Source organism: Paenibacillus turpanensis (assembly GCF_011421635.1).
In the GTDB taxonomy this organism is placed as follows: Bacteria; Bacillota; Bacilli; order Paenibacillales; family YIM-B00363; genus Paenibacillus_AK; species Paenibacillus_AK turpanensis.
Window position 1 is genome coordinate 1 of the sequence record NZ_WTLI01000020.1, and the last position, 24,391, is coordinate 24,391.

Annotated in this window: 21 protein-coding genes and 1 pseudogene; 13 read left to right on the forward strand and 9 right to left on the reverse strand. The window is 53.0% G+C overall.

Annotated elements, in window-relative coordinates:
• The 6 genes and pseudogenes from GQS10_RS17525 to GQS10_RS17550 form a co-directional block, all read left to right on the forward strand.
• A partial coding sequence (locus GQS10_RS17525) for a condensation domain-containing protein (protein ID WP_243735241.1) occupies positions 1-1,840 on the forward strand: 1,840 nt, incomplete at its 5' end.
• 399 nt (positions 1,841-2,239) lie between these two features.
• Positions 2,240-2,531 (forward strand): annotated as a pseudogene (locus GQS10_RS23280) (FGGY family carbohydrate kinase); the annotation flags it as partial.
• Positions 2,532-3,735: 1,204 nt separating this feature from the next.
• Positions 3,736-4,845: a radical SAM/CxCxxxxC motif protein YfkAB gene (gene yfkAB / locus GQS10_RS17535; RefSeq protein WP_166244580.1), complete on the forward strand. Its 1,110-nt coding sequence runs from the start codon at positions 3,736-3,738 to the stop codon at positions 4,843-4,845.
• 178 nt (positions 4,846-5,023) lie between these two features.
• Entirely contained in the window at positions 5,024-5,251 is a 228-nt protein-coding gene (locus tag GQS10_RS17540; protein WP_166244582.1) for a spore coat associated protein CotJA, read from the forward strand.
• Positions 5,241-5,531, forward strand: coding sequence for a spore coat protein CotJB (locus GQS10_RS17545; protein WP_166244584.1), 291 nt, complete (start codon positions 5,241-5,243; stop codon positions 5,529-5,531). Before GQS10_RS17540 ends, GQS10_RS17545 begins: the two co-directional genes overlap by 11 nt.
• A 24-nt stretch (positions 5,532-5,555) precedes the next feature.
• Positions 5,556-6,125, forward strand: a complete 570-nt coding sequence (locus tag GQS10_RS17550; RefSeq protein ID WP_166244585.1) for a manganese catalase family protein — start codon at positions 5,556-5,558, stop codon at positions 6,123-6,125.
• Positions 6,126-6,179: 54 nt separating this feature from the next.
• Here GQS10_RS17550 and GQS10_RS17555 read toward each other — a convergent pair whose 3' ends face one another.
• Positions 6,180-6,323, reverse strand: a complete 144-nt coding sequence (locus GQS10_RS17555; RefSeq protein WP_166244587.1) for a hypothetical protein — start codon at positions 6,321-6,323, stop codon at positions 6,180-6,182.
• Between the two features lie 374 nt (positions 6,324-6,697).
• On the opposite strand from GQS10_RS17555, the gene GQS10_RS17560 reads away from it, so the two are divergent.
• Complete coding sequence (locus GQS10_RS17560) at positions 6,698-8,515, forward strand: electron transport protein (protein WP_341805093.1); 1,818 nt, start codon at positions 6,698-6,700, stop codon at positions 8,513-8,515.
• Positions 8,516-8,599: 84 nt separating this feature from the next.
• The gene (locus GQS10_RS17565) at positions 8,600-9,280 is read left to right on the forward strand and encodes an HAD family hydrolase (protein WP_166244591.1); all 681 of its coding nucleotides are present in this window, start codon (positions 8,600-8,602) and stop codon (positions 9,278-9,280) included.
• Positions 9,281-9,332: 52 nt separating this feature from the next.
• Here the strand turns inward: GQS10_RS17565 and GQS10_RS17570 are convergent, their stop codons facing one another.
• From GQS10_RS17570 to GQS10_RS17590, 5 genes are read right to left on the reverse strand one after another with little or no spacing between them, the layout of a single operon-like run.
• On the reverse strand, positions 9,333-10,448 hold the full coding sequence (locus GQS10_RS17570) for a YheC/YheD family endospore coat-associated protein (RefSeq protein ID WP_243735242.1): 1,116 nt from the start codon (positions 10,446-10,448) through the stop codon (positions 9,333-9,335).
• Positions 10,449-10,477: 29 nt separating this feature from the next.
• Positions 10,478-11,626 (reverse strand): YheC/YheD family endospore coat-associated protein, encoded by a 1,149-nt coding sequence (locus tag GQS10_RS17575; RefSeq protein ID WP_166244593.1) that lies wholly within the window; start codon positions 11,624-11,626, stop codon positions 10,478-10,480.
• On the reverse strand, positions 11,623-12,996 hold the full coding sequence (locus GQS10_RS17580) for a YheC/YheD family endospore coat-associated protein (RefSeq protein WP_166244595.1): 1,374 nt from the start codon (positions 12,994-12,996) through the stop codon (positions 11,623-11,625). Before GQS10_RS17580 ends, GQS10_RS17575 begins: the two co-directional genes overlap by 4 nt.
• Complete coding sequence (locus GQS10_RS17585) at positions 12,993-14,159, reverse strand: YheC/YheD family endospore coat-associated protein (protein WP_166244597.1); 1,167 nt, start codon at positions 14,157-14,159, stop codon at positions 12,993-12,995. The genes GQS10_RS17580 and GQS10_RS17585 overlap by 4 nt, the downstream gene beginning before the upstream one ends.
• A 15-nt stretch (positions 14,160-14,174) precedes the next feature.
• Positions 14,175-15,548 carry a YheC/YheD family endospore coat-associated protein gene (locus GQS10_RS17590; RefSeq protein ID WP_166244599.1) on the reverse strand — a complete coding sequence of 458 codons (1,374 nt, stop codon included), beginning with the start codon at positions 15,546-15,548 and terminating at the stop codon, positions 14,175-14,177.
• Between the two features lie 104 nt (positions 15,549-15,652).
• On the opposite strand from GQS10_RS17590, the gene GQS10_RS17595 reads away from it, so the two are divergent.
• From GQS10_RS17595 to GQS10_RS17605, 3 genes are all read left to right on the forward strand, one after another.
• Positions 15,653-16,816: a DUF445 domain-containing protein gene (locus GQS10_RS17595; protein ID WP_166244601.1), complete on the forward strand. Its 1,164-nt coding sequence runs from the start codon at positions 15,653-15,655 to the stop codon at positions 16,814-16,816.
• Positions 16,817-16,884: 68 nt separating this feature from the next.
• Positions 16,885-17,148 carry a hypothetical protein gene (locus GQS10_RS17600; protein ID WP_166244603.1) on the forward strand — a complete coding sequence of 88 codons (264 nt, stop codon included), beginning with the start codon at positions 16,885-16,887 and terminating at the stop codon, positions 17,146-17,148.
• A 182-nt stretch (positions 17,149-17,330) separates the two neighbouring features.
• Positions 17,331-18,668, forward strand: a complete 1,338-nt coding sequence (locus tag GQS10_RS17605; RefSeq protein WP_166244605.1) for a DRTGG domain-containing protein — start codon at positions 17,331-17,333, stop codon at positions 18,666-18,668.
• A gap of 19 nt (positions 18,669-18,687) precedes the next feature.
• Here GQS10_RS17605 and GQS10_RS17610 read toward each other — a convergent pair whose 3' ends face one another.
• The 3 genes from GQS10_RS17610 to GQS10_RS17620 are packed head-to-tail and all read right to left on the reverse strand — an operon-like array spanning position 18,688 to position 19,866.
• Entirely contained in the window at positions 18,688-18,999 is a 312-nt protein-coding gene (locus GQS10_RS17610; protein WP_243735243.1) for a YtpI family protein, read from the reverse strand.
• Between the two features lie 48 nt (positions 19,000-19,047).
• Positions 19,048-19,533 (reverse strand): sporulation membrane protein YtrI, encoded by a 486-nt coding sequence (locus GQS10_RS17615; RefSeq protein ID WP_166244609.1) that lies wholly within the window; start codon positions 19,531-19,533, stop codon positions 19,048-19,050.
• Between the two features lie 6 nt (positions 19,534-19,539).
• Positions 19,540-19,866 (reverse strand): YtrH family sporulation protein, encoded by a 327-nt coding sequence (locus GQS10_RS17620; protein ID WP_166244748.1) that lies wholly within the window; start codon positions 19,864-19,866, stop codon positions 19,540-19,542.
• 157 nt (positions 19,867-20,023) lie between these two features.
• Between GQS10_RS17620 and GQS10_RS17625 the strand changes: the two genes are divergently transcribed.
• Positions 20,024-23,740, forward strand: a complete 3,717-nt coding sequence (locus GQS10_RS17625) for a DNA polymerase III subunit alpha (RefSeq protein WP_207952329.1) — start codon at positions 20,024-20,026, stop codon at positions 23,738-23,740.
• 37 nt (positions 23,741-23,777) lie between these two features.
• Positions 23,778-24,329 carry a signal peptidase I gene (gene lepB / locus GQS10_RS17630; protein ID WP_166244611.1) on the forward strand — a complete coding sequence of 184 codons (552 nt, stop codon included), beginning with the start codon at positions 23,778-23,780 and terminating at the stop codon, positions 24,327-24,329.
• Positions 24,330-24,391: the final 62 nt, after the last annotated feature.

Below are 24,391 nucleotides of genomic sequence, written 5' to 3' on the forward strand. Positions count from 1 at the left end.
GCGCGAAGCGGTGGTGCTGGTTCGAAGTGACGCGAACGGGCAGAAGGCACTATGCGCGTACTACACAGCGGAAGGCGAACTGACGGCGGTAGACTTGAAACGGACGATCTCCAGCGAGCTGCCGGGTTACATGATCCCGTCGTACTTCGTCGAGCTGGACCGTCTGCCACTGACGCCGAACGGGAAAATTGACCGGAAGGCGCTGCCGGCGCCGGAAGGGGGAGCAAACGCAGGCCGCGAATATGTAGCGCCGCGCACCGAACTGGAGGCGAAACTGGTCGCTATCTGGCAGGACGTGCTCGGGCCGGTCACGATTGGCGTGACGGATAACTTCTTCGACCTAGGAGGGCATTCCCTGCGGGCGACGACGCTGGTCAGCAAGGTGCACAAGGAGCTAAGCGTGGACTTGCCGCTGCGAGATGTGTTCCGGCACTCGACCATAGAAGCGATGGCCGAAGCGATCAGTCAATTGGAGCGGCAGGAACACCTCTCCATTCCGGTTCTGGATAAGCGGGAATACTACCCGCTTTCCTCCGTGCAAAAACGGCTGTACATCCAGCAGCAGATGGAAGGCGCCGAGCTTGGCTACAACATGTCGGGCATGACGGTTCTCGTCGGGCGATTAGAACGGAACCAATTCGAGGCGGCGCTAAAAGGATTGATAGCTCGTCACGAAATTTTGCGAACCGGTTTCGAAATGGTCGACGGGGAACCGGTACAACGAATTTATCCGGATTTTAAGTTTGCCGTCGAGTATACGAAAGCGAAGGATAGTGAAACGAAGAGCATTGTAGACGGCTTTGTGCGTGTCTTTGATTTGGAGCGGCCGCCGCTGCTTCGTGTGGGCTTAGTTGAATGGGAATCGGAACGGCATCTGCTCATGCTGGACATTCATCATATTATCACTGATGGCATGTCGATGGGCATCTTCGTCGAAGAGCTGCTGCGCCTGTATAACGGCGAGACTCTGGAACCGCTTCGGATTCAATACAAGGAATTCGCCGCTTGGCAGCAGTCCGAACCTGTAAAAGAGCAACTGAAACGTCAGGAAGCCTACTGGCTGGACATGCTGGAAGGCGAGCTGCCGACGCTTGAACTGCCTACGGACTTTGCCAGACCTGCCGCTCGCAGCTTTGAGGGAGATGTGCTGCCTTTCAGCATCGACAAGCAGATGACCGGCGGCTTGCAGCGCATCGCCGATGAGAACGGCGCCACCCTTTATATGGTGTTATTGGCGGCCTATTCGATTCTGCTCAGCAAGTACTCGGGGCAAGAGGACTTCATTGTAGGCACGCCAGTTTCGGGCCGCACACATGCCGATCTGGAGCCGCTCATCGGAATGTTTGTCAATACTTTGGCGATTCGTCATTATCCGTCCGGGGAGAAGACATTCCTCGCTTACTTGAACGAAGTCAAAGAAACGATGCTGGGGGCCTACGACCACCAGGATTATCCGTTCGAGGAGCTTGTGAAAAAGCTGCAGGCGCCGCGAGATCAAAGCCGCAATCCTGTATTCGATGTCATGTTTGCTCTGGAAACCAAGGAAGATAACGTTCAAAGCTTCGGGGATATCAAGATCGAATCTTATCCGGAAACTCATACGGTCTCCCAATTTGATCTTACCTTGATCATTTCGTTGCTGGATGAGGGAATGAACGGGCAGTTTGAATATGCCACCAAGTTGTTTAGGCGCAATCTGATCGACAATTTCGCTCAGGATCTGCTCGTGATCATCACCCAAATTTGCGAACAGCCTTCAGTGCTGTTGAAGGATATTTCCCTGAAAGGGCAATTCGAACAGGAGCAAGACGTGCTAGAGGCCATTGATATTATTTTCTAATCCTTTACCCGGCTTGGGTGTATGCCGTATTTCTCTCGGTACGCCATAATGAGCAGTTTATACTCGTTATCAAAGTAAATAAATCGCAGCCAGAGCCGAGCAGATCCAGGGTTTTCCTGGCAACTGCCGAATGGTATAGTGGCCGGGATACAGGCTGCCGAATTTTGACGCATCATGATATTGGATCTGTAGTATCTAGTCTTACCAAAGCTGAGCGGTTCAGGAGTACTCCTGAACCGCTCAGCTTTTTTGGCTTCTTAATTAAGTAAGGCCAAGTGACGAAGCTGTCACCGTTCCTGTCACCGTCGACAGCTATAATAAACCTATGAACGCAGCCGACACTAAATTATCTGGCGGGAGAAGACCAGCAATTATATATGTACCTGTTGGGTCTGAGTTCAATACGACGTTGATTACTCGATTGCTTCGGCGACCGGACTGTTCAATTTTAGCAGGCTGATTTGGGAAGCTGGAGCTGATTGGCATCAGGCGGGACCAGTTCTCTGTGCCGGTGCCCATAACGCACAGCGTGACCCGGTTGAACGAGGAATACGCCAAAGTGACAGGGCTGCCGGGAGATACTCCGTTTATCGTGGGCGCGAGCGACGGAGTGCTGTCAAACCTCGGTGTTAATGCGATAGAGCCGGGAACGGTTGCGGTAACGATTGGTACGAGCGGAGCAATTCGTGCGGACGTTTTCAAAAGAAAGCAATAAGGAGATAGAGTTAAGTTTGGTAACATGATAGTATCTTGCGACTATGCTCAAGTTGAGTTACGTATCTTATCATATATAATACAAGACTAGAGACTGATCGCATTGATGTCTGATAAGCGATTAGATAATCATAGAATCTTCTTCAACATCATTAACGGAATACCGTTGCACTTAATTTCAGCTCTATTCCGTCTGCAGGTATGTTCGTTAATTTCGGCGTTCAGCTGAGAATGGATCCTAATATTCAGCAGTTGCAAAGTATTTTGGATAAGTACGTCTCTAAGAAAGGAATTAATCAGTAATATCATTACGTGATGACTTGGTGAGTAATCAGAGGATCCAGACTAAAGACTACAGGGAACAAAAGCTATTTAGCCCCCAAATGACTTGGACAGTACATCCCATATTCCGATACAATAAATCAGTCGGAGGGGAAAGCGATGGATGATCTCGATCCGAAGCTGGTACTGAGATGGGCTAAAGAGCTTGAGCGCAGCGCAGTGATCTTGATCAATTGGACGATTCAGCATTGAGGCAGCGGTCTTAGGGAGACAGAGCCGGCACAGGCAACAACGGAGTACATAATTGCGTCCGATTCTACGAAAAAACAACCCTAGTCCCTACGTTGCCTGCCCTCATTGTCGATAAGACGTTTCTTCAAAGTGACAGGCCAATTACGCCTATCGTGGAATGGAACGCCGCGTTAGCGGATACGGAAGTTAAAGTGCCGCTTATCTTCGGAGCGCAGAAGGTACGCTTCACATAGGAAGCGTCCCAATGGCATGAAATATATGGTTGTCTTTTGATGGGGAAGAAATTGCGGTGAAGCTGCCGATTTAGAAGGAACAAGGTTCATCTTTAGAGAAACTTCATCGGTTGGACTTGGAAGGAGGGTAAATTAATCAGATAAATGCTTACGGTGATAGTTAACGGAATACTGTTATCTATGACGAAGTAGTTTTGTGCTCGCTAGTTAAACTTTTCAAAGATGATTGGTATTCACTCAACAAAAGGTGTTAGAATCTTAGTACACTCAATGTATTAGCCGTATTCATTGACGCGACGATCGTTCGCGTGCTGCTTGTTCCGGTGCTGATGAAGCTGCTGGGTAAAGCGAACTGGTGGGCTCCACAGTGGGTGAAGCCCGCGAAACCCATGAAAGAAAGATAGGTGTAAGCTATTGTCTGCTCATATTAGTCCCGCTAAAGATCCGTGGGATCCGATATATTCTTTGCAAAAGTACGGTAAGCATGTGCTCACCAGTGTTGAATTTACTGTTACAAACTTATGCAACATGCGCTGCGAGCATTGCGCTGTAGGCGATTCATTGAGCGAGCTGGAGGGCGCTCACCTGCCGCTCCCTTTGATTCTAAAACGCTTAGACGAAGTGGAGCATCTGCAAACGATCTCGATTACCGGCGGTGAGCCGAGCTTCCGCAGCGACACCGTCAAAAATTACATCGTTCCGCTGCTTCGCTATGCGAAGGAGAGGGGCGTTCGATCCCAGCTGAATTCGAACGTGACGCTCGATTATTCCCGGTATGAGCCTCTCCTCCCGTATCTTGATGTTATGCATATTTCCTTTAACTATGAAAATGCGGATGACTTCTACGAGGTCGGCTTTGCCAAAGCAACACGCAATGTATCGAAGCAAACCGCCGCGAAGCTGTATGAAAATATGGTAGAGAACACGCGGCTTTTAAGCGATGCAGGCATGTTTGTGTCCGCAGAATCGATGATCAACTTCCGCACGCATACCCGCCTTCCCGCGATTCATCGGCTTATCGACGAGATGGGCTGCCAACGCCATGAAGTGCATCCGATGTATCCAAGCGCCTTTGCCAAGGATTTGCCGATGCTGTCGCTCGATCAGTTCCGTGCGGCAGTCGAATCGCTGCTGAACGCAAGAAACAAGGAGATGTGGATGCTTTTTGGGACACTCCCGTTTTTTCCTTGCAGCGATTTGTACGAGCATTATCAGCTTGTTCAGCGTCTGCATGCCGAGCCGAACGTTACCGTACGCAACGATCCGGACGGACGCAACCGCTTGAACGTCAACCTTTTCACGGGAGAAGTGTTCGTTACCGATTTTGCCGAGGTGCCATCCTTTGGAAACGTGCAAACGCAAAAACTTGACGACATCTTCGGGCGCTGGACGCAGCATCCGCTGCAAAACAGTGTAAGCTGCCATTGTCCGGAGGCGGCCTGCTGTGGACCGAATTTATTAGTTGCCGACATGTATTATAAGGACGTTGCATTTACAAGCCGCAAAGCACGAACAGCGGTTTGAAAACAGTACGATAGAAAAGCTTAAACGGTTGAGCTTTTTTCGCGATGGTATATTAGATTATTCGATAATGATGAAGAGAGCCTATCCACATGGACGGGTTCTTTCTTTTTTTTGTAACAATTCCTGGGCACATCTCATATGTCTAGATTGTATGACTCTGTGTAAGGAGGTCGTTTGCATGTTGAATCAAGTAAAAACATATCAAGTTTTTACAAATCCGTTCGATCCGTGCCCTCCACGTCCGGTAAAGACGTATGTGCTTCCGCCGAACTTATTTATGGAATTCCAGCCGCCTGGATTGCAGCAGTTTTCGCCCGAGGAGGCGCTTCGTCTCGGTACGCTGTGGCCGGCACTCTACAGCCCTTATGAAACTGCGAAAGGGGAGGGGCCTGAAGATGGAAAATAAAGGACCGCAAGCGCCAGCCAAAGCTCCGATTGACGACCGCTATTATAAGCTGCTGCATGAGCTGCAGGCGGTCGATTTTGTGCTTGTTGAGCTGAATTTGTATTTGGATACCCATCCGTCCGATGTATCGGCGATTGCTCAGTACAATCAATTTGCGCAAAAGCGGATGCAGCTATCCCGGCAATATGAAGAGCTTTACGGACCGCTGTTGAATTATGGACACAGCTTCTCCCGTAGTCCGTTTGAGTGGAGCCAGGGCCCGTGGCCTTGGCAAGTGTAGCAATTTCGCGGAGGTGATTATCGAATGTGGATCTATGAGAAAAAGCTTCAATACCCGGTAAGAGTCAATAAATGCGATCCCCAAATGGCAAAATTTCTGATGGAGCAGTACGGCGGAGCCGACGGCGAGCTTTCCGCGGCACTCCGGTACTTAAATCAGCGTTATACGATTCCCGATAAGGTAATCGGCGTACTTAACGATATCGGCACTGAGGAGTTTGCCCACCTCGAGATGATTGCTACCATGATTTACAAGCTGACGAAGGATGCTACGCCGGAGCAGCTGGAAGCGGCAGGACTTGGCCCGCATTTCGCTGTTCACGACCATGCGTTGTTCTATCATAACGCCTCGGGAGTTCCATGGACCGCGGCGTACATTCAAGCGAAGGGCGACCCGATCGCCGACTTATACGAAGACATCGCGGCAGAGGAAAAAGCGAGAGCAACCTATCAATGGCTGATCGACATGACCGATGACGTCGATCTGCAGGACAGCTTGAAGTTTTTACGGGAGCGCGAAATTGTGCACTCCCTCCGGTTCCGCGAATGCGTGGAGATTTTAAAAGGCGATATGGATGTAAAGAAGATATTTTAACCAAACAAAAGCGCCCTGCGGCAGCGTACAGCAGCCGTGGGGCGCTTTGTTTGGTTACTTTTTCGTTTTTTCTTCTTTCATCGGTGCCATCGGGTATTCCGGCTGCTCAATAGAAACGGTTTTTCCGGTATGGCGCGTTTCGTGCATATTGGTCGCTCCATTGGCATGCGTGTTTAAATCGCGGACTTCTTTGTTCATTGCGGATCGGCCTCCTATTTTGAATACCATGTTTTAATGTTTCCAAAGTTAGATTGCACCCGGTTGTACACACCTATTCGAACTCTTCAAGCGCAGTCGATTCATTTGTAACATAACTGTAATCTGTCCTTCACCCTCTGTTAATGTTCGTCGGTTATCCTTATTACATGACCCCCTTTTAACATATAAGTCTTGGACCTGCGGCCCGTTGCTGCAGGTCATTTTTTTTGAACAAAATCGGACTTGGATATTCTTGAGTGGAATCGGAGATATTTTGTAAAGATACTTCAGGATAGGGTGGGGGGGCTCCAATTCGAATGCAGCGGCGGCGTTTGTTCCTTATTGCAGCAGTTCTCCTCTTGGTTATTGCGGGAGTGTCTATAAAACAAATTCATTTTGAATTCGCTTCAATGCCCGCTCCTAAAAAAACGGGCGGTCTGATGGCGCAGCAGCGTTCCGAGCCGCCGGAGACTCCGTTTTTACAGCTGGGGCGAGAAGTATATTACAAGGAAACGTTCGGCAATGAGGTATTCTTAACCGATATTCTTGGGGTCACGGATGGTCCTCTTACATTTGTCCAGATGGCAAAAGCGATCCTTGCCTTAAAAGGCGAAGGGACGTCGAATCTTCAAGTTGAGCTTGCTAAGGATGCCGTGATTGGCGGGCGAGCTTTTAAAAAGGGCGAAAAAATCGATACAGGTATCGACGTAGTCAAAGGCTCCATGGTGCCGTTAGGGATGCCGGTCGTGTTTCGGGAAGGAAAGCCTAAGATCGGGCTAACCTGTATCGCTTGCCATGCCACGGTTGATCCGGAAACGAAGCAGGTCATCGAGGGTGTGAAAAATACGGATTTGAACTCGGGCCTATTGCTTGCGATGGCAACAAATTCGGCGGCGTTTTTTACTCATGCCAACACCGATCGTTTGGAGCAATATATTCAAGACGTGACCCGTGTGGTCCCTAAGGAAGATGGGGGGCAGGCGGCGCTGCCCGACCCGAAAGCATTGGAGGACGCGGTAGATCGAGTGCTGCTGCAGTGGCCGCCCGGTTTTTTCGATACAACGATTGATTTGGTGGCGAATCCGACGGATATTCCGCATACGTTTGCCCGGGATGCGGAGCCTTACAGCTGGAGCGGATTCGCAATGGCGGGGCCGCATCAGGGACTTAGCGCGTTCGGCAGCAACGTCCATTCGTTCAGTACGGATACGACTTCGATAGCGGAGCACGCCAAACCATTTCTTGGGATCGATAAGGAGGTCTACTTCGGAACCATTTTGCAAAATTCGGCCAACCCGCGCTATCGGTATGATCCGGCCAGCGGAATTCTGCCGTCCGAGTTTTTTCGTCAAGTAGATCCTACGCCGGATGCACCGGGAATACTCGAGGTGTTCAAGCTGCCTTCTTATCCCCGTGTTTCAATGATTGGTCCGTCAGGTCTTTTTTCCGGCAGTCCGGGTTATCGCGTTGGAGAGCAGATCAATGCAAGCTCCGCTTGGCAAAAAACGCTTCGTGTGCCGACCCGCGGAACGATCTTGCCTGAAGCTGCGGTACAAGGAGAACAAATTTTCCGGAAGGCGGACTGCATCCGTTGTCACGCCGGTCCGGCGTATACGAACCATCGTATTTTGCCTGCTGAAGAACTCGGAACAGAGCCTTCGCGTTCTCAAGCGTTTCAGAGGATCGTTACTCGGCTTGATGCGACATTATTTTACAGTGAGGACACGCCGATCCCAGTTCCGCCGGGAGCGAAAGTAATCGAGGCGGAACCGCGAGGCTGGAGTGAGGAAGAGGTGAAGCTGGCTTGGGGGATCGGAGGGCCTGAAGGAAAGCAGGGCGGGTATAAGGTGCCGTCGCTGCGCGCCCTTGCTTTTACTGCGCCGTATTTGCATGATGGCGGTGCTGCGGCTGGGGAGGACGTAACGTCTCAGCTGGGATTGCCCGGTACCGTATTGAAAGGAATTAAGGCAGATCCGGCCAACAGCCTTCGTGTGCTGCTTGATCGAAACCTGCGGGAAAAGGCGATTGCCGCAAACCGCCGGGCCGGACTTCCTTCCTCGCTGCATATGGAAGGGGTTGGACATGAGTATTGGGTGGATACCGAAGCTGGATATACGAAAGAGCAGCAGGACGCGTTGATTGAATATTTACTCCATCTTCCGGAAGAAGGGCCGCGGGCAATCGCAGAATAGGGTCTTCTCAAGAAAAATAATGCCGAACTCGGATCCAATTATTGTATAATGATCAGAGCACGGGACGGAGAAGGAGAGAGAGCTATGACAACGATTCAAATGCCTGAAGCCGCTATCTTTGATATGGACGGTACTTTGTTTAAAACCGAAACGCTGCTGCTGCCCGCGTATCACCGCACCTTTGAGCAGCTTCGGCAGGAAGGGCTTTATGAAGGGGACACGCCCCCGGAAGAGCGTATTTTAAGCGGGCTCGGCATGCTGCTTGAAGAGATTTGGGAAAAGGTTATACCAGGCACCAGCGCGTCATGCAGGCGTAGAGCGGACGAGCTGCTGCTGGAATATCAGCGGCAAGGATTGCGCGAAGGTGTCGGGGAGCTTTACGAGGGCGTACAGGAGACGCTGGAGGAATTGAAGCGCCGCGGCGTGCGGTTGTTTGTTGCCAGTAACGGGCTGGAAGCTTACGTTAAAGAGGTGGCGCAATACCAAGGTATCGCCCCGTTATTCGAGGGCTTGTACAGTGCGGGTGAATACCGGACGTCCAGCAAGGTGGATCTTGTGCGAATTCTGAAAGAACAGCACGGGGTCGCCAGCGGCTGGATGGTCGGCGACCGTTCTTCCGATGTAGAAGCGGGAAAGGAAAACGGACTGCTGGTCGTCGGATGCGATTATGCCAGCTTCGGCAAGCCGGAAGAGCTGAGCGGAGCCGATATCCGCATTACAGCATTCAAGGAGCTTCTAACGATAGATAACCCCGGACGGCGTTAATAAACTGCCCCTCAACTGTTAGATGCTGTCTAACAATTGGGGGGCAGTTCAATTAATCTTCCGTGGTTTCGTTATTGTTCGGCTTATTACTCGAGTTATTGCTCGAATGATTGCGGTGCAGCCACAAGGCATATTCGAGCGGACGCTCGATTGCTTTGCGATACGTTTCCTTCTCCCCGATCCGGTAAAATACTTCTCTGGCCGGCTTCGGATTAATTTCGAGCAGCCACGGATGCCCGGAGCGGTCGACGGCGATATCGAGGGCCAGCTCGCACATTTCACTGAAATGCTTCTGCAGCGATTCAATGATCTCGTGGCCCATGCGGTACATTTCCTTCTTCACCGATTCCACCTTGGCCGGATCCCGGAAGCGCAGACGCAGGAGCCGCTCCATCGAGATGGCGTGGCCGCCTCCATGAAGATTGGAGGTTACGCTTCGTTTGGCCCCTACACGGCCGGCGCAGCCGGTGACGGTCCATTCGCCGGTGCCATCCTTCTGCATAAGCAGCCGGTAGTCATGCACCCTGCCGCTTTTTAGCTTTAAGTCGATGCCCTGCTGTATCAAGTAGCGGTCCTTAAGCTTCCAGCCCTGCAGCTTATTGCGAAGACCGGCGGTCGAAACACGCTGCTGAGGGATGATTTTACGGGCCTGGTTACGGCCTTGAATCGACCATAATCCATCAGATATCCGCTCAATCCTTAGAATACCGCGCCCGCCGGTGCCGTTCTTCGGCTTCAAATAAACGAGATCCCAGCGTTTCACAAATTGTGTTAAGTCCGCGGACTCCCGGTAAATTTTTGTCGCCGGAAGCCAGCGGTCTACTTTGCTGTCCTTAGAGAGCAGCTGATGAATCGCCCATTTATTAGCCATAGGACGATTCATATAATTCAGATTCGGATATTTATCGCGGAACTTGCGAAGCTGGGCGAATCGTTCGTTCGGCTGGTAGCGGCAGCGGTCAAATACGACGTCCGGAAACCGCGTCCATTTGCGGAGCCAAACCTTTCGTCCGGTATCGTAAAAATGTCCATAAATCCGCTTTTTCTCCGAATCGACGTCCTCCGGCGTAAATGCGAATACATCGATCCCCATACGCTGTCCCTTAACGGTAAATTTACGGAACATCGAACGCTCCTCCAGCTTTTTACCGTTCAAATATAATGCCATTATGCCAAGTAACGGGTTGGGCAATCGGCTCACCTGCCTGTCGTTTTAGCCAAATATGCAAAATACCGTACAAGTCTTGTTAATGATTTTGCACGAATCTTCGGTTCATCAAATTTCATCGGCTTCGAATTCGCTTCGAAAAACCATAGCGCTCCGCCGCGGTCTACTCCCAGATCCATGGACATTTCTCCAAGCGGCTGGCCGCAGCTCCGCTCGATTTGCTTTGCAATCCGCAGTGCTGTCGACTTCGTTTTCGCGAGGATCCGCTTGCCTTCACGAGCGCCGAAGGCGCCGGACAGCAGCTTCGACGGACGATCGATGGAGCCGCCGCGCGGCACATGGGTCGTAATACTGGATGCTCCGGCAACACGGGCACCGACTCCGGTCAGACGCCATAAGCCTTTGCCGTCTTTCTGCACGAGCACGCGCAGGTCAAACGGACGGGTTTGGTGGACGGCGAGTTTAATCGCCTGCTGGACAATGTAATCTTTATTGCCCTTCAGCTCCTCAAGCTGTTCGGTAAGCTCGGAGATGCTGCCGAAATGGTGGCGTGTGGTGCCTTCCTTTTCCTGAACGATCAGCGTGTAGACCGTTTTTCCTTTGGATATGCTGCGGTTGATCCGCATAATGCCTTTACCGGCTTTTCCTTTGACCGGCTTTAAATATAAAGATGGATGTGATTTAAGCATATTCCCGAGTGTCACCGCATCCTTATATTTACGAGTGTTCGGAACGAGGCCTTTTGTTTCCTCGGATTGGCGGAGCCATTCGAACAGCTGCCACTTGTTAAAGAAATGCGGGTTAAACATGCGCAGCTGAGGGTGACTTTCAATTTCGGAAAGCACCCGCTGCACCTCGGGAAGCTGCTCGAATTTGCGGTACGGAATCCGATTATAGACCACGTTCGGAAACGGAACCTCACGCTTAACCCATTTCTTCAACGAAAAATCGTATTCAAAGCCCGTTAGCTTTGAGGAGTAGGGCGAGAATTGCGAGGTTGGCAAAATATAGATCCGTACGCCGTTCTCTTGACCCACGCGGGTAATATCCAAATAATTTTGTTTGTCTCCGCGGAATACGCGGCTGTCATCCACATACGTTAAAATGGCGACGACGGGCTTCTCATTGCCGTTACGCACGCGAACCAGCTTTTTGCCGATATTTCTGGTTACCTTCATGAACCGTTCCCCCTATTGCGGAAACCGGCTAAATATAAGCAATGCTCGAACACATGGACGAGGGCCTGCCGTCCCGCCTCTTTTAATCCCGGATGTTTAAAAATCGAACGTCCCGGTTTGGAATTTGCTTCGAACATCCAAATGTTTTCGTTTTTATCGATACCAAAATCGAATCCAAGCTCGCCGATATGGTGCTTGTAGTTTTTCTCAATTGCTTCCGCAAGCCGGATCGCAACGGCTTTTGACTTGGAGAGCACCTCGCCGGAACGCGAGCCAAACACTTGGCCCAGCGCCTGCTCCGGAGTCAGCAGCTGTCCGCCGTTGCGCAAATGTGTCGTTACACTGCCTTTGCCGGCTTTTTTCGCTCCGACTGCGGTGACGACCCATTGGTTTTCCTTGTTTTTGTTTATATGAAAACGGAAGTCGATCGGGCATCCGTCAATTTCAATCAAACGAATTCCCTGCTGAGCAATATAGCTGCGCAGCTTCCCGCGTTTGATTTTGAGCGCCGCGACTAGGCTGGAGAATTTGCGGTAACGCAGCAGGACGTTTTGCCCGCCGCGCCGGAAGCGCAAATAATAGCCGCGCTGCGGATGGTAGGTCAGCCGGTAAATGCCCTGTCCCAGGCTGCCTCCGGTAGGCTTTAAATACAAGAAGCGATGCTTTTCGAGCAGCTCCTTGATTTTTTCAGGGGATGGGTTTGTGACCGATTCCGGCACATGCTTATAAAATTCAGGTTCATCCTCAAGCAGACGGTACACATCCGATTTGTTAAAGAAGCTCCAGTTGAAAAATGGAATATTCCGCCTCACAAAGTTTTGCTTCAGCGACTCCATTGAAGCGGAGGCATCCGCTTTACGGCTCGGCAGCCGGTTATATACGACGTCGGGCAGCGGTACGATTTTACGGGACCAGCCGCCTTCCGAATTCGGGAAATAGGCCACGACCGTTTCGTTTTGCCAGTTAATGCCGCTTGGGGTAAAGGCAAAATAAAATGCTTTGCCGTTCCCGACCGATAAATATTGGCGAATAAGTGCTGTCCGCGAGCCGAATGGCCGCGACATGTTCCCGGTGGCCGAGGTGATGATGCCGACCAGCGGGCCGATTTTAACATTGCCGCTGGAGTCGCTTCTGACATACACCTGTGTAAATCTCGGGACCCGCATTGCATTTTGCAGGGCAAGCGGGATATATAAGTGATTCCCTTTCCGTTTAATAGTCTTTAAGGACGTATAAATCGAATTCGGACCAAGCTGCAGCTTTAAATTTTTCTTTCCCTTTAAATTCAGCTTCCGGGCAAGTGCCCCGGAAATGAATATGGACTGCTGCGAGCGTTTGGTGACGTGAATCTTACTTCTCGTCAGACTCATGAAGTAGGTTCCTCCCATGGCTTTTTTGCAGTTCGTAACACGTACGCTGCATATTCGATCGGTTGCAGGATCGAGCGTTTGCGAATATCCGGCTGGAGCAGCTTCGAAAATGCGGATCTGCCCGGCTTGGAGTTCGCTTCCAGCAGCCACACCTTTCCTTCGCGCGTTACCCCGAAATCCAGGCCCAGCTCGGCAAGCCGGCCGTGGCTGTGTTCCAGTGCCGGCGGCACAAGGGCAGCAATTCGCCGGATTTCATCTAGAATGCGGCTGCATTCCTTCGGGCCGAAGTGCTCTTCGAGAAAAGACTCGGCGTCCTCTGCGCTTCCCCCTCCATGCAAATTCGAGGTGATTCCTCCCGATTTTCCGACCCGGGCGGCAATTCCGGTTAACAGCCATTGGCCGCTGCCGTCCTTCTGGGCGAGCGCCCTCAGGTCGAAGGGACGGCCGTCGAAAGTCTGCAGGTGAAGAAAGGGTTGGATTAAGTAACGCCTTCGGCCGGTAAACCGACCGAACCAATCCGCCGCTGCGGATAGTTTATTAAACCGGAGATGAATTGGTTCATTGCGGAATCCGCGTCCGGTGATTTCAACCTCGGTTTGCTCGGGTGTCCATAAATCGGATACGAGCTTCATATGAAGCGCGCCTTTGCCTTGACTACCGCCGCTCGGCTTAAGAAACAGCTGCTTGCGTTTCAGCAGCATGGCGGCGAGCTGCCGCGGGCCGCCGTACGCCGCTGTTTCGGGCAGTGCAGCCGTAAGCTCGTGATCCTGAGCGAGGAGCCGCTGCACCTCCCATTTGCTGCTTAGCGCGTGGTTTAAAAGGCGTACTCCGGGCGTATTCAGCAGCCGATCGGCGGCTTCTTTGTATTTACGGCGCTCTGTCCGGCTGCGGCAGAAGCTCCGGTCGTACACCACCCCAGGGAGCGGGTGGAGGCTTTGTCTCCAGCGTTTAGTCGGGGTGTGGTAGCTGAACCCGCGTACAGTGAAGGTACTCCAGTCCACCCATAAGGGCGAAAATACGAACACGGTAACTCCGCACAGCTTTCCTGCTGCGCACAGCCTTCGGTAGAAGGCATGATCGGCAAAAGGGGGATACCCCTTTCTTTCGCATACCATGACGCCAACCGTACCAAGCTGGTGAGAATCTGTACGATGCGTTAGCATAGACACCCCTTCTTTCTATAGCCCGGATAAATAACGGGCGTAAAGTAGAAGCTGTTTGACGGAAGGACGAGTTTTATTTTCGTCCAGCTGAGTATTATCGTTTTTCGAAGGCTTGGAATTGACCTCGATCAGCCAAACGCGGCCTCTCGTATCCATGCCTAAATCAACGCCCAGCTCGCCAAAATGACCTTCCATGTTCTCTTCAATGCCTTCCGCGATATCGAGCGACGCTTTTCGTAAGTTAGCAAGCGCCTTATTACGGGTAACACCATTTAGCTTCATTCGTGCAATCGCCGCAGGAGCGCTCGAAATGGTCCCGCCCCGGGCCAAATTGGAGACGAATTGATTGTTGCCGGCGATTCGTGCGACGATCGACGTTACACTCCATTTCCCGTTTTCGTCCTTCTGGACGAGAGCGCGGAAATCGACTGGGCGGCCGCCGACAGATGCAAGCTGAATTCCTTGCTGAATTTGATAACGCTGGGATTTCAGCTTTCCGGCGAGAGAGCTGAACAGCTTAGCGCTGCTGGCAAATGTTTTGCGGATGGAGCCGGAGGACGCGGAATAGTGGGCAACCACGCCGCCGCCTTCTTGCCGGGTTACACGAATGATGCCTTTTCCCAGACTGCCGCGTATTGGCTTTAAGAAAACAACCTTGTATTTCTCGCACATCGATTTCATCGTGGCGAACGATTTCAGCAAATAGGATTCCGGCAGGTAGTGCTTCAGCGCGGCATCCTGCTTTAAAGCGGCGAATACATCGGTTTTATCGAGGTATCTTTCGTTAAAGATGGAGGTGCCGTGCTTGGATTTTACTTCTTTAAAAAATTGTTGTACGCTTGTTTTGTTCTCAAGCTTACGGGATGTCAGCCGGTTGTAGACGACATCCGGAACGGGGAAACGGCCCTGTACCCAGCGGCCGCCCGTGTAGATCCAGCCGGAGACGCTGGTGTCGAAATGCTCCAGCTGTTCCGGGGTAAAGAAGTACACGAATGCGCCGTTTTGGCGGCTAGCCTCGGTTAGTTCTTTGCAGTACGTTGTCGTCGAGCCGAACGGTTTATCCGGCATGCTGCTGTACCGGCGGCTCATAAGAACACCGATGAGGGGGCCTGCCGTTATGGTATTCGTTCCTGGCTTGTAGGTCAGCCGGAGCGAGGCACCGTTCGTTAGACCAAGATCTTCCGCGAACGCTGTCCCGATGCGAATCGTCCGGGGGCGTGAGTGAGTTCCTATGATCGCTCTGGTGCTGTAGGCGCCGAAACGAAATGTAACGGATTGGTTGGCCGGGAGCTTCCATTTCTTCACTAAGGTCTCGCTCAGCATAATGATGTTGTCGCCCTGCAGCATCCCCGTATGCTGCAGATGGACTGTAACTTTCGTTTTAAACATGTCCCGCTTCTCCTTCCCAAACCGGCATTGCGGATGGCTTCATGGGTAAACGCTAATTCATCATATGAGGGGACAATTGTCTTGGTGATTCGGGAGGAATCGATATGAATTTTTGGATTGTACCAATTAATATTGCGGTGGCTGCTCTCATTGGGGGCGTAACAAATCACCTTGCCATTAAAATGCTGTTTCATCCGCGTCAGGCGGTATATTTGGCGGGCCGAAAGCTTCCCTTTACCCCTGGACTTATCCCCAAAAGGCGGGATGAGGTTGCCGTTGCGCTCGGCAAAGTGGTGAGCGAATATTTGGTGACGTCGCAAGGGCTTGCACAGGCGCTCGAAAAGCCGGCGCTGCGCGATGCCGCGGCGGGAAAGCTTCGCTTGCTTGTCGAGGAGTGGACGGCCAAGGAAGAAACGCTGCAGGAGCTGCTGCTTCGCTTCTGGCCGGAGGAACGGCTCGCGGAGGAGCGCGCCAAGCTGCTCGCCTTTGCTTCGGGGGCAGCAGGGCGAACGCTCGAATGGCTTTGGGAAACCTACGACTTGGGCGGGAAAACCATTGCCGATCTCATTCCGGATTGGCAGGAAAGCCGAAAGGAGCAGCTCGTCACCTGGGCAGCGGACAGCATCCTGCAGGCGGTGCGCAGCGAGCTGATGTCTCCGGAAGGGGAACGCCTGCTGCGTCAGCTGACCGGAAGATTTATGGAGGGAGCCGGCGGAGGCTTCCTCGGCGCGCTGGCCGGCATGTTCATGGACGAAAGCAAAATCATTGGCAAGGTGCGGGCTGCATTGGACGAAGCAATTGCTTCGCCGCAGGTGCGTGGCACGGTTACCGGCTTCCTTTACCGAAAGCTTGACGAGCTGGAGGAAGGTCCGATTGTGGAAAAGCTCGGGGAATGGCTTGGTGTGGACGTTCGCGAATGGCTTGAGGGGAAGCTGCAGGCGGCTGTACAGGAAGGAGCATGGCTGGATGCTCTCGCCGGCCGGCGGATTGCCGATTTGACCGGGCCGTTCCGCAACAGTCTGCTTGAGCGGATTCCTGCACTAGTTGAGGGGACATTTTCGCTGCTTGCCCGCAACATGGACAAGCTGATGGGCGCTGTCCGTCTCCCTGAGCTGGTCGAAGAGCAGGTACGTGCGTTTCCGATGGAAAAGCTGGAATCCATCATTTTGGATTTGTCCGGCAAGGAATTCCGCGCCATTACGTGGCTGGGCGCCGTGCTTGGCGGTCTCATCGGGCTGCTGCAGTCTCTTTTTTACGCCTTTTACTAGACATCATATTTCAACGGCCTGTCTCATACACTGGAAGCAGACGAGTTTGAGAAAAGGAGCTGTTTTCAGTGAAGGATACCAAGCATATCGTGTATATGGGGCTTTTGCTCGGAATGCTGATTTATGCTGTGCCTCGGTTGGAAATGGGAGGAGGCTGGACGCTTCCGACCGTATTCGGAATCGTTTGGATCGGCATGGCGCTGCTGCTGCTGTCAGCGAATTTGTATCAGGTGCTGAAGGTGGACGAGGAAACCGCCAAAGAATACCGCCGCATTCGTCAATACCGCAGATGGCAGGCGGAGCAAAGTCTCCGGAAGAAGCTTCAGGGGTAAGGCATTTTTGAAAGAAGCTGTGTGAACACCGTTTTTAAGGCGCGCGCCGCCTTGAACGGTGTTTTTGTATATATGGCTGTTTCATGCCGCCCATTCGCTTGTGATTGGGTGACCGGAGTCCTATAATGAAAAAGATAGAGTAGTACAGAGTAGTACAGTTTGGATGCGAAAAGGTGGAGCAAATGAGCGATTTCGGCTTTGAGTCGGTAACCAAGCACGAGCAAATTATTCGCCATATTGAACGGCTGAAGCCGGGGAATAAAATCTCCGTACGTAAAATCGCCCGGGACATGGAGGTCAGCGAAGGCACCGCATACCGTGCGATTAAAGAAGCGGAAAATATGGGCCTCGTCAGCACTGTAGAGCGGGTCGGCACCGTCCGGGTGGAAAAGCAAAAACGCAATAACATCGACAAGCTGACGTTCGCCGAGGTAGCAAACATCGTGGACGGAACGGTGCTCGGCGGGGGAGAGGGCCTGCAAAAGACGCTCAACAAGTTTGTCATCGGCGCGATGCAAATAGAGGACATGGTGAAATATATCAGCAGCGGCGATCTTTTGATCGTGGGCAACCGCATTCGGTCTCATGAGACGGCGCTGCACAACGGAGCGGGTGTGCTGGTGACCGGCGGCTTCGGAGCGGATGAGGATGCGATCGAATTGGCGAATGAAAAGCAGCTGCCGATCATTTCTTGCAGCTATGATACCTTCACCGTCGCTTCCATGATCAACCGCGCCATTTACGACCGATTAATTAAGAAAAAAATAATGCTCGTCGAAGACATTGTTGCAGCTTCCCACGTCATGTTCTCGCTGAAAATCAGCCAAACGGCGGAAGACTGGCATAAAAAAATGGAAGAGAGCGGGCACAGCCGGTATCCTGTTGTCGATGAATGGAATCGCGTAGTCGGGGTCATCACCTCGAAGGATGTTGTCGGTGCCCCTCGGGAAACCTCCATTGAAAAGCTGATGACGCGGAATCCGCTGACGGTCTCTATGCAAACGTCCGTCGCTTCGGCGGCTCACATGATGGTGTGGGAGGGCATCGAAATTTTGCCCGTTATTGATTCGAACCGCAGGCTGGTCGGGGTGATTTCCAGGCAGGACGTGCTGCGGGGAATGCAGTTTATTCAAAAGCAGCCGCAAATCGGCGAAACGTTCGAGGATTTAATCTGGAGCGGATTCGAGGAGCTGCGCGACGAGCAGGGTCGCTCCGTGTTTGTCGGCACGATTACGCCGCAGATGACAAGCAAGCTCGGAACGGTATCGGAGGGCGTCCTGACGACGTTGATGACTCAGGCGGCCTTTAGGGTTGTAAAAAGGGTGAAGCGCGGCGATTTAGTGCTTGATAATATTTCGACTTATATGGTCCGGCCGCTGCAAATCGACAATGAAATTGAAATACGGCCCACCATTATTGAGGTGAGCCGCAAGTTCGGAAAAGTTGATGTAGAGGTATTTCACGGGGAAGCGCTCGTCTGCAAGGCGATGATGACAGCGCAGGTAATCGATCAAGCGTAAAGCAGCGATGCCAACGTGATTACTGTTGCTGTTGCTGCTTGTCCGCCGTCCGCAGCAGGCTGAGGTTGCGGATGCCTGCAAATAAATTAAACAGTCCGAGCAGCAGGAAGACGATCCCGACAACACTGCGCACCTTCGATTCCTCGAACAGGACGAGCTGCACCGCAGAAACGGCGATCAGCATGCTGCCCATGCAAATGTTCATCTTCGAGGAAAGCTGCGCTTTCCGCGTCATATCTGCGGCACGCCGGGACATGACGCTGTAATAAATCGAAAGTGCAGAAAACACTGCAATCACAATAACTAAGATTCTTGATATCCATTCCAGCATCGCATTCATACATCCTTTATCAGTGATAATCTCGTATATTGTACCAAATTACGGAGAACTGCGCACGAACGGGTCGGCCGTTACCCAAACGTTCAGTTCGGAATAGATGACCGCAATATAGCGAAGCTTTACGGCGTAATCCTTGTCTTGGACGTCGTAATAGATGTCCTGAATCAGTCCTTCATAGAGGTCGGGGTAGACGGCTGGTTTTCCAATGGCTGTTTTTAGGTCCTTGCGGATGCGTTCCTTTAGCACGCTCTCAACGGAGGGAACCAGCGGGTCGTGATTATCGGGACTCTGGATATGAATAACGACGCTGGATACGGCGGTTTGCTTGTTGGTCTTCCGCTCTTTGTCCAGCTTATCCTTTAAATCCCTTAGCTCCGACTCCAGCGCCGAGTTCATCTCGACCACTAGATCAAAGTTATGGTGCAGGACCGCGTTGAACACCGCAGCGCCAACAACCATGCCGGCTAAAAACAAGCCGAAGCCTTGGAGCCATTCCGCCGCTCTGCGAAGCTGGGGAACTCTCATCGGCCGCTATCCTCCCGTCCGGCATATCCAGCGGATCAGCTCATAGCCCATATGGGCTCCCATAAAGGCAACGCCGATATTGAGGAGCTGCTTTAGGACGATCGACATATGCCCGTCCAAAATATTGCTCTCGATCGCCCGGATGGGGTCGATCGTTCCGCCGATGGCGGCAACGACCGCCCAAATTTTTAAGGACTCCGAAATATTCGTCATCATCAGCTTCGGCGGCTGCAGCGTGAGCACGGCTCCGACCCCGACGAGCAGCGATGCGCCGATAACGACTCCGAAAGCGACACAGAAGTCCATAATCGCTTTCGTTAGAAAATATACCATGCCCGAATTCATGCTCGGCCCCCCATTCCATGCAGGTTGTCCTTTGTACAATGTATGGCAGGGGTTCGGGGGGTATTCCATCTCCTTTAGTGGAATGTTACCGGCCGTTGGTTTATAATGAAAGGAACGTATGTTTGGTACGGAAGGGGCTGCGATTATGGATTTTGTCCATCTGCATGTCCACAGCGAGTACAGCCTGCTGGACGGTGCCGCACGCGTACGCGACTTGGCGCGGACGGCCCGGGAGCAAGGGATGAAGGCAATTGCTCTTACCGATCATGGGGTGATGTACGGCGCGGTGGAGTTTTACCGGGCTTGTACGGAAGAAGGCATCAAGCCGATATTTGGCTGCGAAGCGTATATGACGACAGGCAGCATGGCGGATAAGGGCAATCGGAAGGACAATCCGATCTACCACTTGATTCTGCTGGCCGCAAATCCGGAAGGCTACCGCAATCTGCTGCGGTTATGCTCGGTTGCGCATTTGGAGGGGTTTCATTATAAGCCCCGCGTTGATTTGAAAGCACTTGAAAAGCATGCCGAGGGAATTATTTGTTTAAGCTCATGCATGGGCGGGGAAATCGCCCAATTGATCTTGGCGGACAAGCTGGAGGAAGCAAAGGCTGCTGCCGAGCGGTACAACCGGATATTCGAAGGCCGCTTTTATTTGGAGCTGCAGGATCACGGGCTGCTGGAGCAGAAGCGGGTTATGGAAGGAATTATGGACATTCACCGGCGCACGGGAATTCCCGTTGCCGCGACGAACGACGTTCACTATATTCGGCGCGAAGACAGCGCCGTTCAGGATGTGCTGCTGTGTATCGGCACAGGCAAGACCGTAGACGACGAGAGCCGGATGAAGATGGGGACCGACCAGCTTTATTTGAAAAGCCCGGCCGAAATGGAGCGTTTGTTCCGGCGCATCCCGGAGGCGCTGTCCAATACGGGCCGCATCGCCGATTTATGCAACGTCGAGCTTGAGCTGGGTAAGCCGCTGCTGCCGCGCTTTGAGCCTTTACCGGTTCATACTGCCACCGCTGCGGATTATTTGGCACAGCTCTGCGCAGAAGGTCTGGTAAGCCGCTACGGCGGCCATCCGGAATGGGCGGACGGCGCGTTTCGCACGAATGCGGAGGAGCGGCTTGCGTACGAGCTTGAAGTGATTCATCGGATGGGCTACGACGATTATTTTTTAATTGTATGGGATTTTATACGTTACGCGCATGAGCAGGGCATTGCCGTCGGGCCTGGCAGGGGCTCCTCAGCGGGCAGCCTTGTTGCTTATTGCCTGCGGATCACCGACGTTGATCCGCTGAAATACGGGCTGCTGTTCGAACGCTTCCTAAATCCGGAGCGGGTAACGATGCCCGATATCGATATCGATTTCAGCGATGAGCGCAGAGACGAAGTCATTGCCTATGTTTCGCGGAAGTATGGGACGGACCGGGTGGCGCAAATTATTACCTTCGGGACGATGGCTGCGCGTGCAGCGGTTCGGGACGTGGGCCGCGTGCTCAATGTGCCGTTTGCCGAGGTGGATAAAGCGGCGAAGCTGATTCCCGGCGGTCCGGGCTGGACGCTTGCCGAGGCGCTGGAACAGGTGCCGGAACTGCGCGAGCTTGCTGCTAAGCAGCCGAAGGTGCAGGAGATGCTCGATATGGCGCGCAAGGTGGAGGGGTTTCCACGCCATGCGTCCACGCATGCGGCAGGGGTTGTCATTTCGCGCGATGCGCTGACGGATGTGGTGCCGCTTCAGGAAGGCACGGCAGGAACCGCGCTGACGCAATTTGCCATGGAGGATCTTGAGGCGATCGGTCTGCTCAAGATGGACTTTCTTGGTTTGCGCACGTTGTCCATTGTGGAACGAACGCTGCGCTGGGTTGCCGAAATGTACGGCGAGGCCATCGATGTGAAGGCGATTCCCGAGGAGGATGGCCCGACCTACGATATGCTCGGCCGGGGCGAAACGACGGGGCTGTTCCAGCTGGAATCGGCCGGCGTTCGCCGCGTGCTGCGCGAGCTGAAGCCGTCGCGGTTTGAAGATATCATATCGGTGCTGGCGCTTTATCGTCCGGGACCGATGGAATTTATACCGAAGTTTATCCGGGGCAAGCACGGTCTTGAAGAGGTGGAATACCCTCATCCGTCGCTTGAGCCGATTTTAGCCGATACGTATGGAATTATCGTTTATCAGGAGCAGATTATGCAGATCGCTTCGCAGATGGCCGGCTTTCGCCTTGGCGAGGCCGATCTTCTCCGTCGCGCGGTCGGCAAGAAGAAGCGCGATATTCTCGACGGGGAGCGCGCCAAATTCGTGGCGGGCAGCGTCAGAATGGGCTACACGGAAGCAGAGGCGGACCGCGTGTACGATATGATCGTACGCTTCGCCGATTACGGCTTCCCGCGCGCCCATGCTACCGCGTATGCGGTTCTTGCCTATCAGACGGCTTACCTGAAGGCGAACTATCCGGTGCCGTTCATGGCGTCGATGCTGACGGCCGTTACGGGCAATCACCGCAAGACGGCGGAGTACGTCGATGACTGCCGCAGGCTCGGCATTGCTGTACGTCCGCCGGATGTGAACGAAAGTGGCGTAACGTTTACGCCGGTTCCCGCCGCCGACGGCGGCAGGGGAGGAGCGATCCGCTTCGGGCTCGCTTCCGTCAAAAATGTCGGGGTGCAAGCGATCGAATCGATCTTGAAGGAACGCGCGAAGGGAGCGTTTACGTCGCTTGAGGATTTTTGCCGCCGCGTCGATTTGCGGGTGTGCAATAAGCGGGTTGTCGAATCGCTGCTGCTTTGCGGAGCGATGGACTCGTTATCCGGTCACCGTGCGCAAATGCTGGCGGTGCTGGACGATGCGCTGGAGGCGGCGGTCAAATGGAAGAAGGAGCGGGAGGATTTGCAGATTCAGCTGTTTGATCTCCCCGAGAAGGTCAATTGGATCCTAGATATTCCCGACGTTCGCGAGTTTACCCCGATGGAAAAGCTTGAGCTGGAGCGGGAGTACATCGGGATGTTTCTTTCTGGTCATCCACTCGATGCGTACGCTGGTCTGCTCGAGAGCATTCCTTTCGCACCCCTGTATTCGCTCCCGGAGCTGGAGGACGGGAGTGAAGTGAGGGCTGCGGGCATGATCGCCTCCTGCAAGCCGATTATGACCAAAAAGGGTCAGCCGATGGCGTTTCTGGAGCTGGAGGATCATGCCGATAAGGTTGAGGTCGTTGTTTTCCCCGAGCTGTGGAAGAGGGTATCGGAAACGGCGGCGAAGGGCTCTCTCGTTGCATTAAGGGCGAAGCTTCAGCTGAACGAGGAGGAAGTGAAGCTGATCGTGGAGCAGCTGGTGCCGCTGAGCGATCCCGATTTGGCGGCGAAGCTGCAGCCGAATCGGGCGCCTGGCCGAAGGCCGGCTCCGCCTTCGGCCAGGCAGGAACGCCCGCAGGCCGCAGCGCCTGCAGCCGGCCGCACGGCTGAGCGCCCTGGCGCTCCGCAGCGCCAGGGGCAAGCGGCGCCGGGGCCAACAGGCGCTGCCGCCGACGCGGCCAACGCCAACGCTGCAGCCAGCGCTGGCAGCGTTCAGCCATCGCGCGCACCCGCCGACAAGAGCGGCGGCACAGCGGCTTCAATGAAACGAAACGCTCCCCTGAGCCAGCGCGTATATATAAAAATTACCGGGGACAAGGAAGACCAGGAAACGCTGCAGGCGCTGCAGACGCTGCTGTTTTCCCATAGCGGTCCCTTACCGGTGATGCTTTATTACGAGCGCGGTAAGAGGCTTCTGGAGCTTCCTGAGAAATACGCCGTCAAGCCGAATCCGCTTCTAATGGCACGAATTGAGACGCTTTTCGGCAAAGGGTCAGCTCGTGTAAAATAGAAGTAAAGCTCAAACTTGGAAAGGAGCGCCATAGGCAATGACAACTGCAAAGGTTATCAAAGAAGTGCTGAACTGGGTAAAGCTGCTGGCGATTGCGCTGATCATCTCGGTCGTAGTGAATGCCTTTTTGCTGCAGCCGTATCAGGTGAAGGGCCATTCAATGGAACCAAGCTATGACGACAGCGACTATACGATGGTATGGAAGCCTCAGGATCGATACGAGTACGGTGAGGTTGTTATTGTGGACCGGCGAATCGACCGTGAACGGCAATGGCTGGACCGCTTCGTAGAGCACCCGATTATTCAGCGTGTCTTCCGTACAGAGGACGACAACTTGATTATTAAGCGCGTGGTCGGTCAGGCCGGTGATGTTCTTGAATTCAAAGGGAACCAGCTGTTCCGAAATGGTGAATTGCTCCAAGAGGATTACATTAAAGAGGAAATGTATGGAAACCCCGATCAAACCGTAACCGTACCGGACGGCCATATTTACGTAATGGGAGATAACCGCAATCACAGCTCGGACAGCAGAGCGATTGGAAGCATTCCGTTAACGCATGTATTAGGCAAAGTCATTTTTCATAAATAAATATCGGACAAGAACACAGCAAAAAGCGAAGCTCCGCAACTTGGAGTCTTCGCTTTTTTTCA

Coding starts and splice junctions, on each gene's coding strand:
- GQS10_RS17540 (WP_166244582.1), top strand. CDS start 5,024: ATGTTGAATCAAGTAAAAACATATCAAGTTTTTACAAATCCGTTCGAT.
- GQS10_RS17545 (WP_166244584.1), top strand. CDS start 5,241: ATGGAAAATAAAGGACCGCAAGCGCCAGCCAAAGCTCCGATTGACGAC.
- GQS10_RS17550 (WP_166244585.1), top strand. CDS start 5,556: ATGTGGATCTATGAGAAAAAGCTTCAATACCCGGTAAGAGTCAATAAA.
- GQS10_RS17555 (WP_166244587.1), bottom strand. CDS start 6,323: ATGAACAAAGAAGTCCGCGATTTAAACACGCATGCCAATGGAGCGACC.
- GQS10_RS17565 (WP_166244591.1), top strand. CDS start 8,600: ATGACAACGATTCAAATGCCTGAAGCCGCTATCTTTGATATGGACGGT.
- GQS10_RS17570 (WP_243735242.1), bottom strand. CDS start 10,448: ATGGCATTATATTTGAACGGTAAAAAGCTGGAGGAGCGTTCGATGTTC.
- GQS10_RS17575 (WP_166244593.1), bottom strand. CDS start 11,626: ATGAAGGTAACCAGAAATATCGGCAAAAAGCTGGTTCGCGTGCGTAAC.
- GQS10_RS17580 (WP_166244595.1), bottom strand. CDS start 12,996: ATGAGTCTGACGAGAAGTAAGATTCACGTCACCAAACGCTCGCAGCAG.
- GQS10_RS17585 (WP_166244597.1), bottom strand. CDS start 14,159: ATGCTAACGCATCGTACAGATTCTCACCAGCTTGGTACGGTTGGCGTC.
- GQS10_RS17590 (WP_166244599.1), bottom strand. CDS start 15,548: ATGTTTAAAACGAAAGTTACAGTCCATCTGCAGCATACGGGGATGCTG.
- GQS10_RS17595 (WP_166244601.1), top strand. CDS start 15,653: ATGAATTTTTGGATTGTACCAATTAATATTGCGGTGGCTGCTCTCATT.
- GQS10_RS17605 (WP_166244605.1), top strand. CDS start 17,331: ATGAGCGATTTCGGCTTTGAGTCGGTAACCAAGCACGAGCAAATTATT.
- GQS10_RS17610 (WP_243735243.1), bottom strand. CDS start 18,999: ATGCTGGAATGGATATCAAGAATCTTAGTTATTGTGATTGCAGTGTTT.
- GQS10_RS17615 (WP_166244609.1), bottom strand. CDS start 19,533: ATGAGAGTTCCCCAGCTTCGCAGAGCGGCGGAATGGCTCCAAGGCTTC.
- GQS10_RS17620 (WP_166244748.1), bottom strand. CDS start 19,866: ATGGTATATTTTCTAACGAAAGCGATTATGGACTTCTGTGTCGCTTTC.
- GQS10_RS17625 (WP_207952329.1), top strand. CDS start 20,024: ATGGATTTTGTCCATCTGCATGTCCACAGCGAGTACAGCCTGCTGGAC.
- lepB (WP_166244611.1), top strand. CDS start 23,778: ATGACAACTGCAAAGGTTATCAAAGAAGTGCTGAACTGGGTAAAGCTG.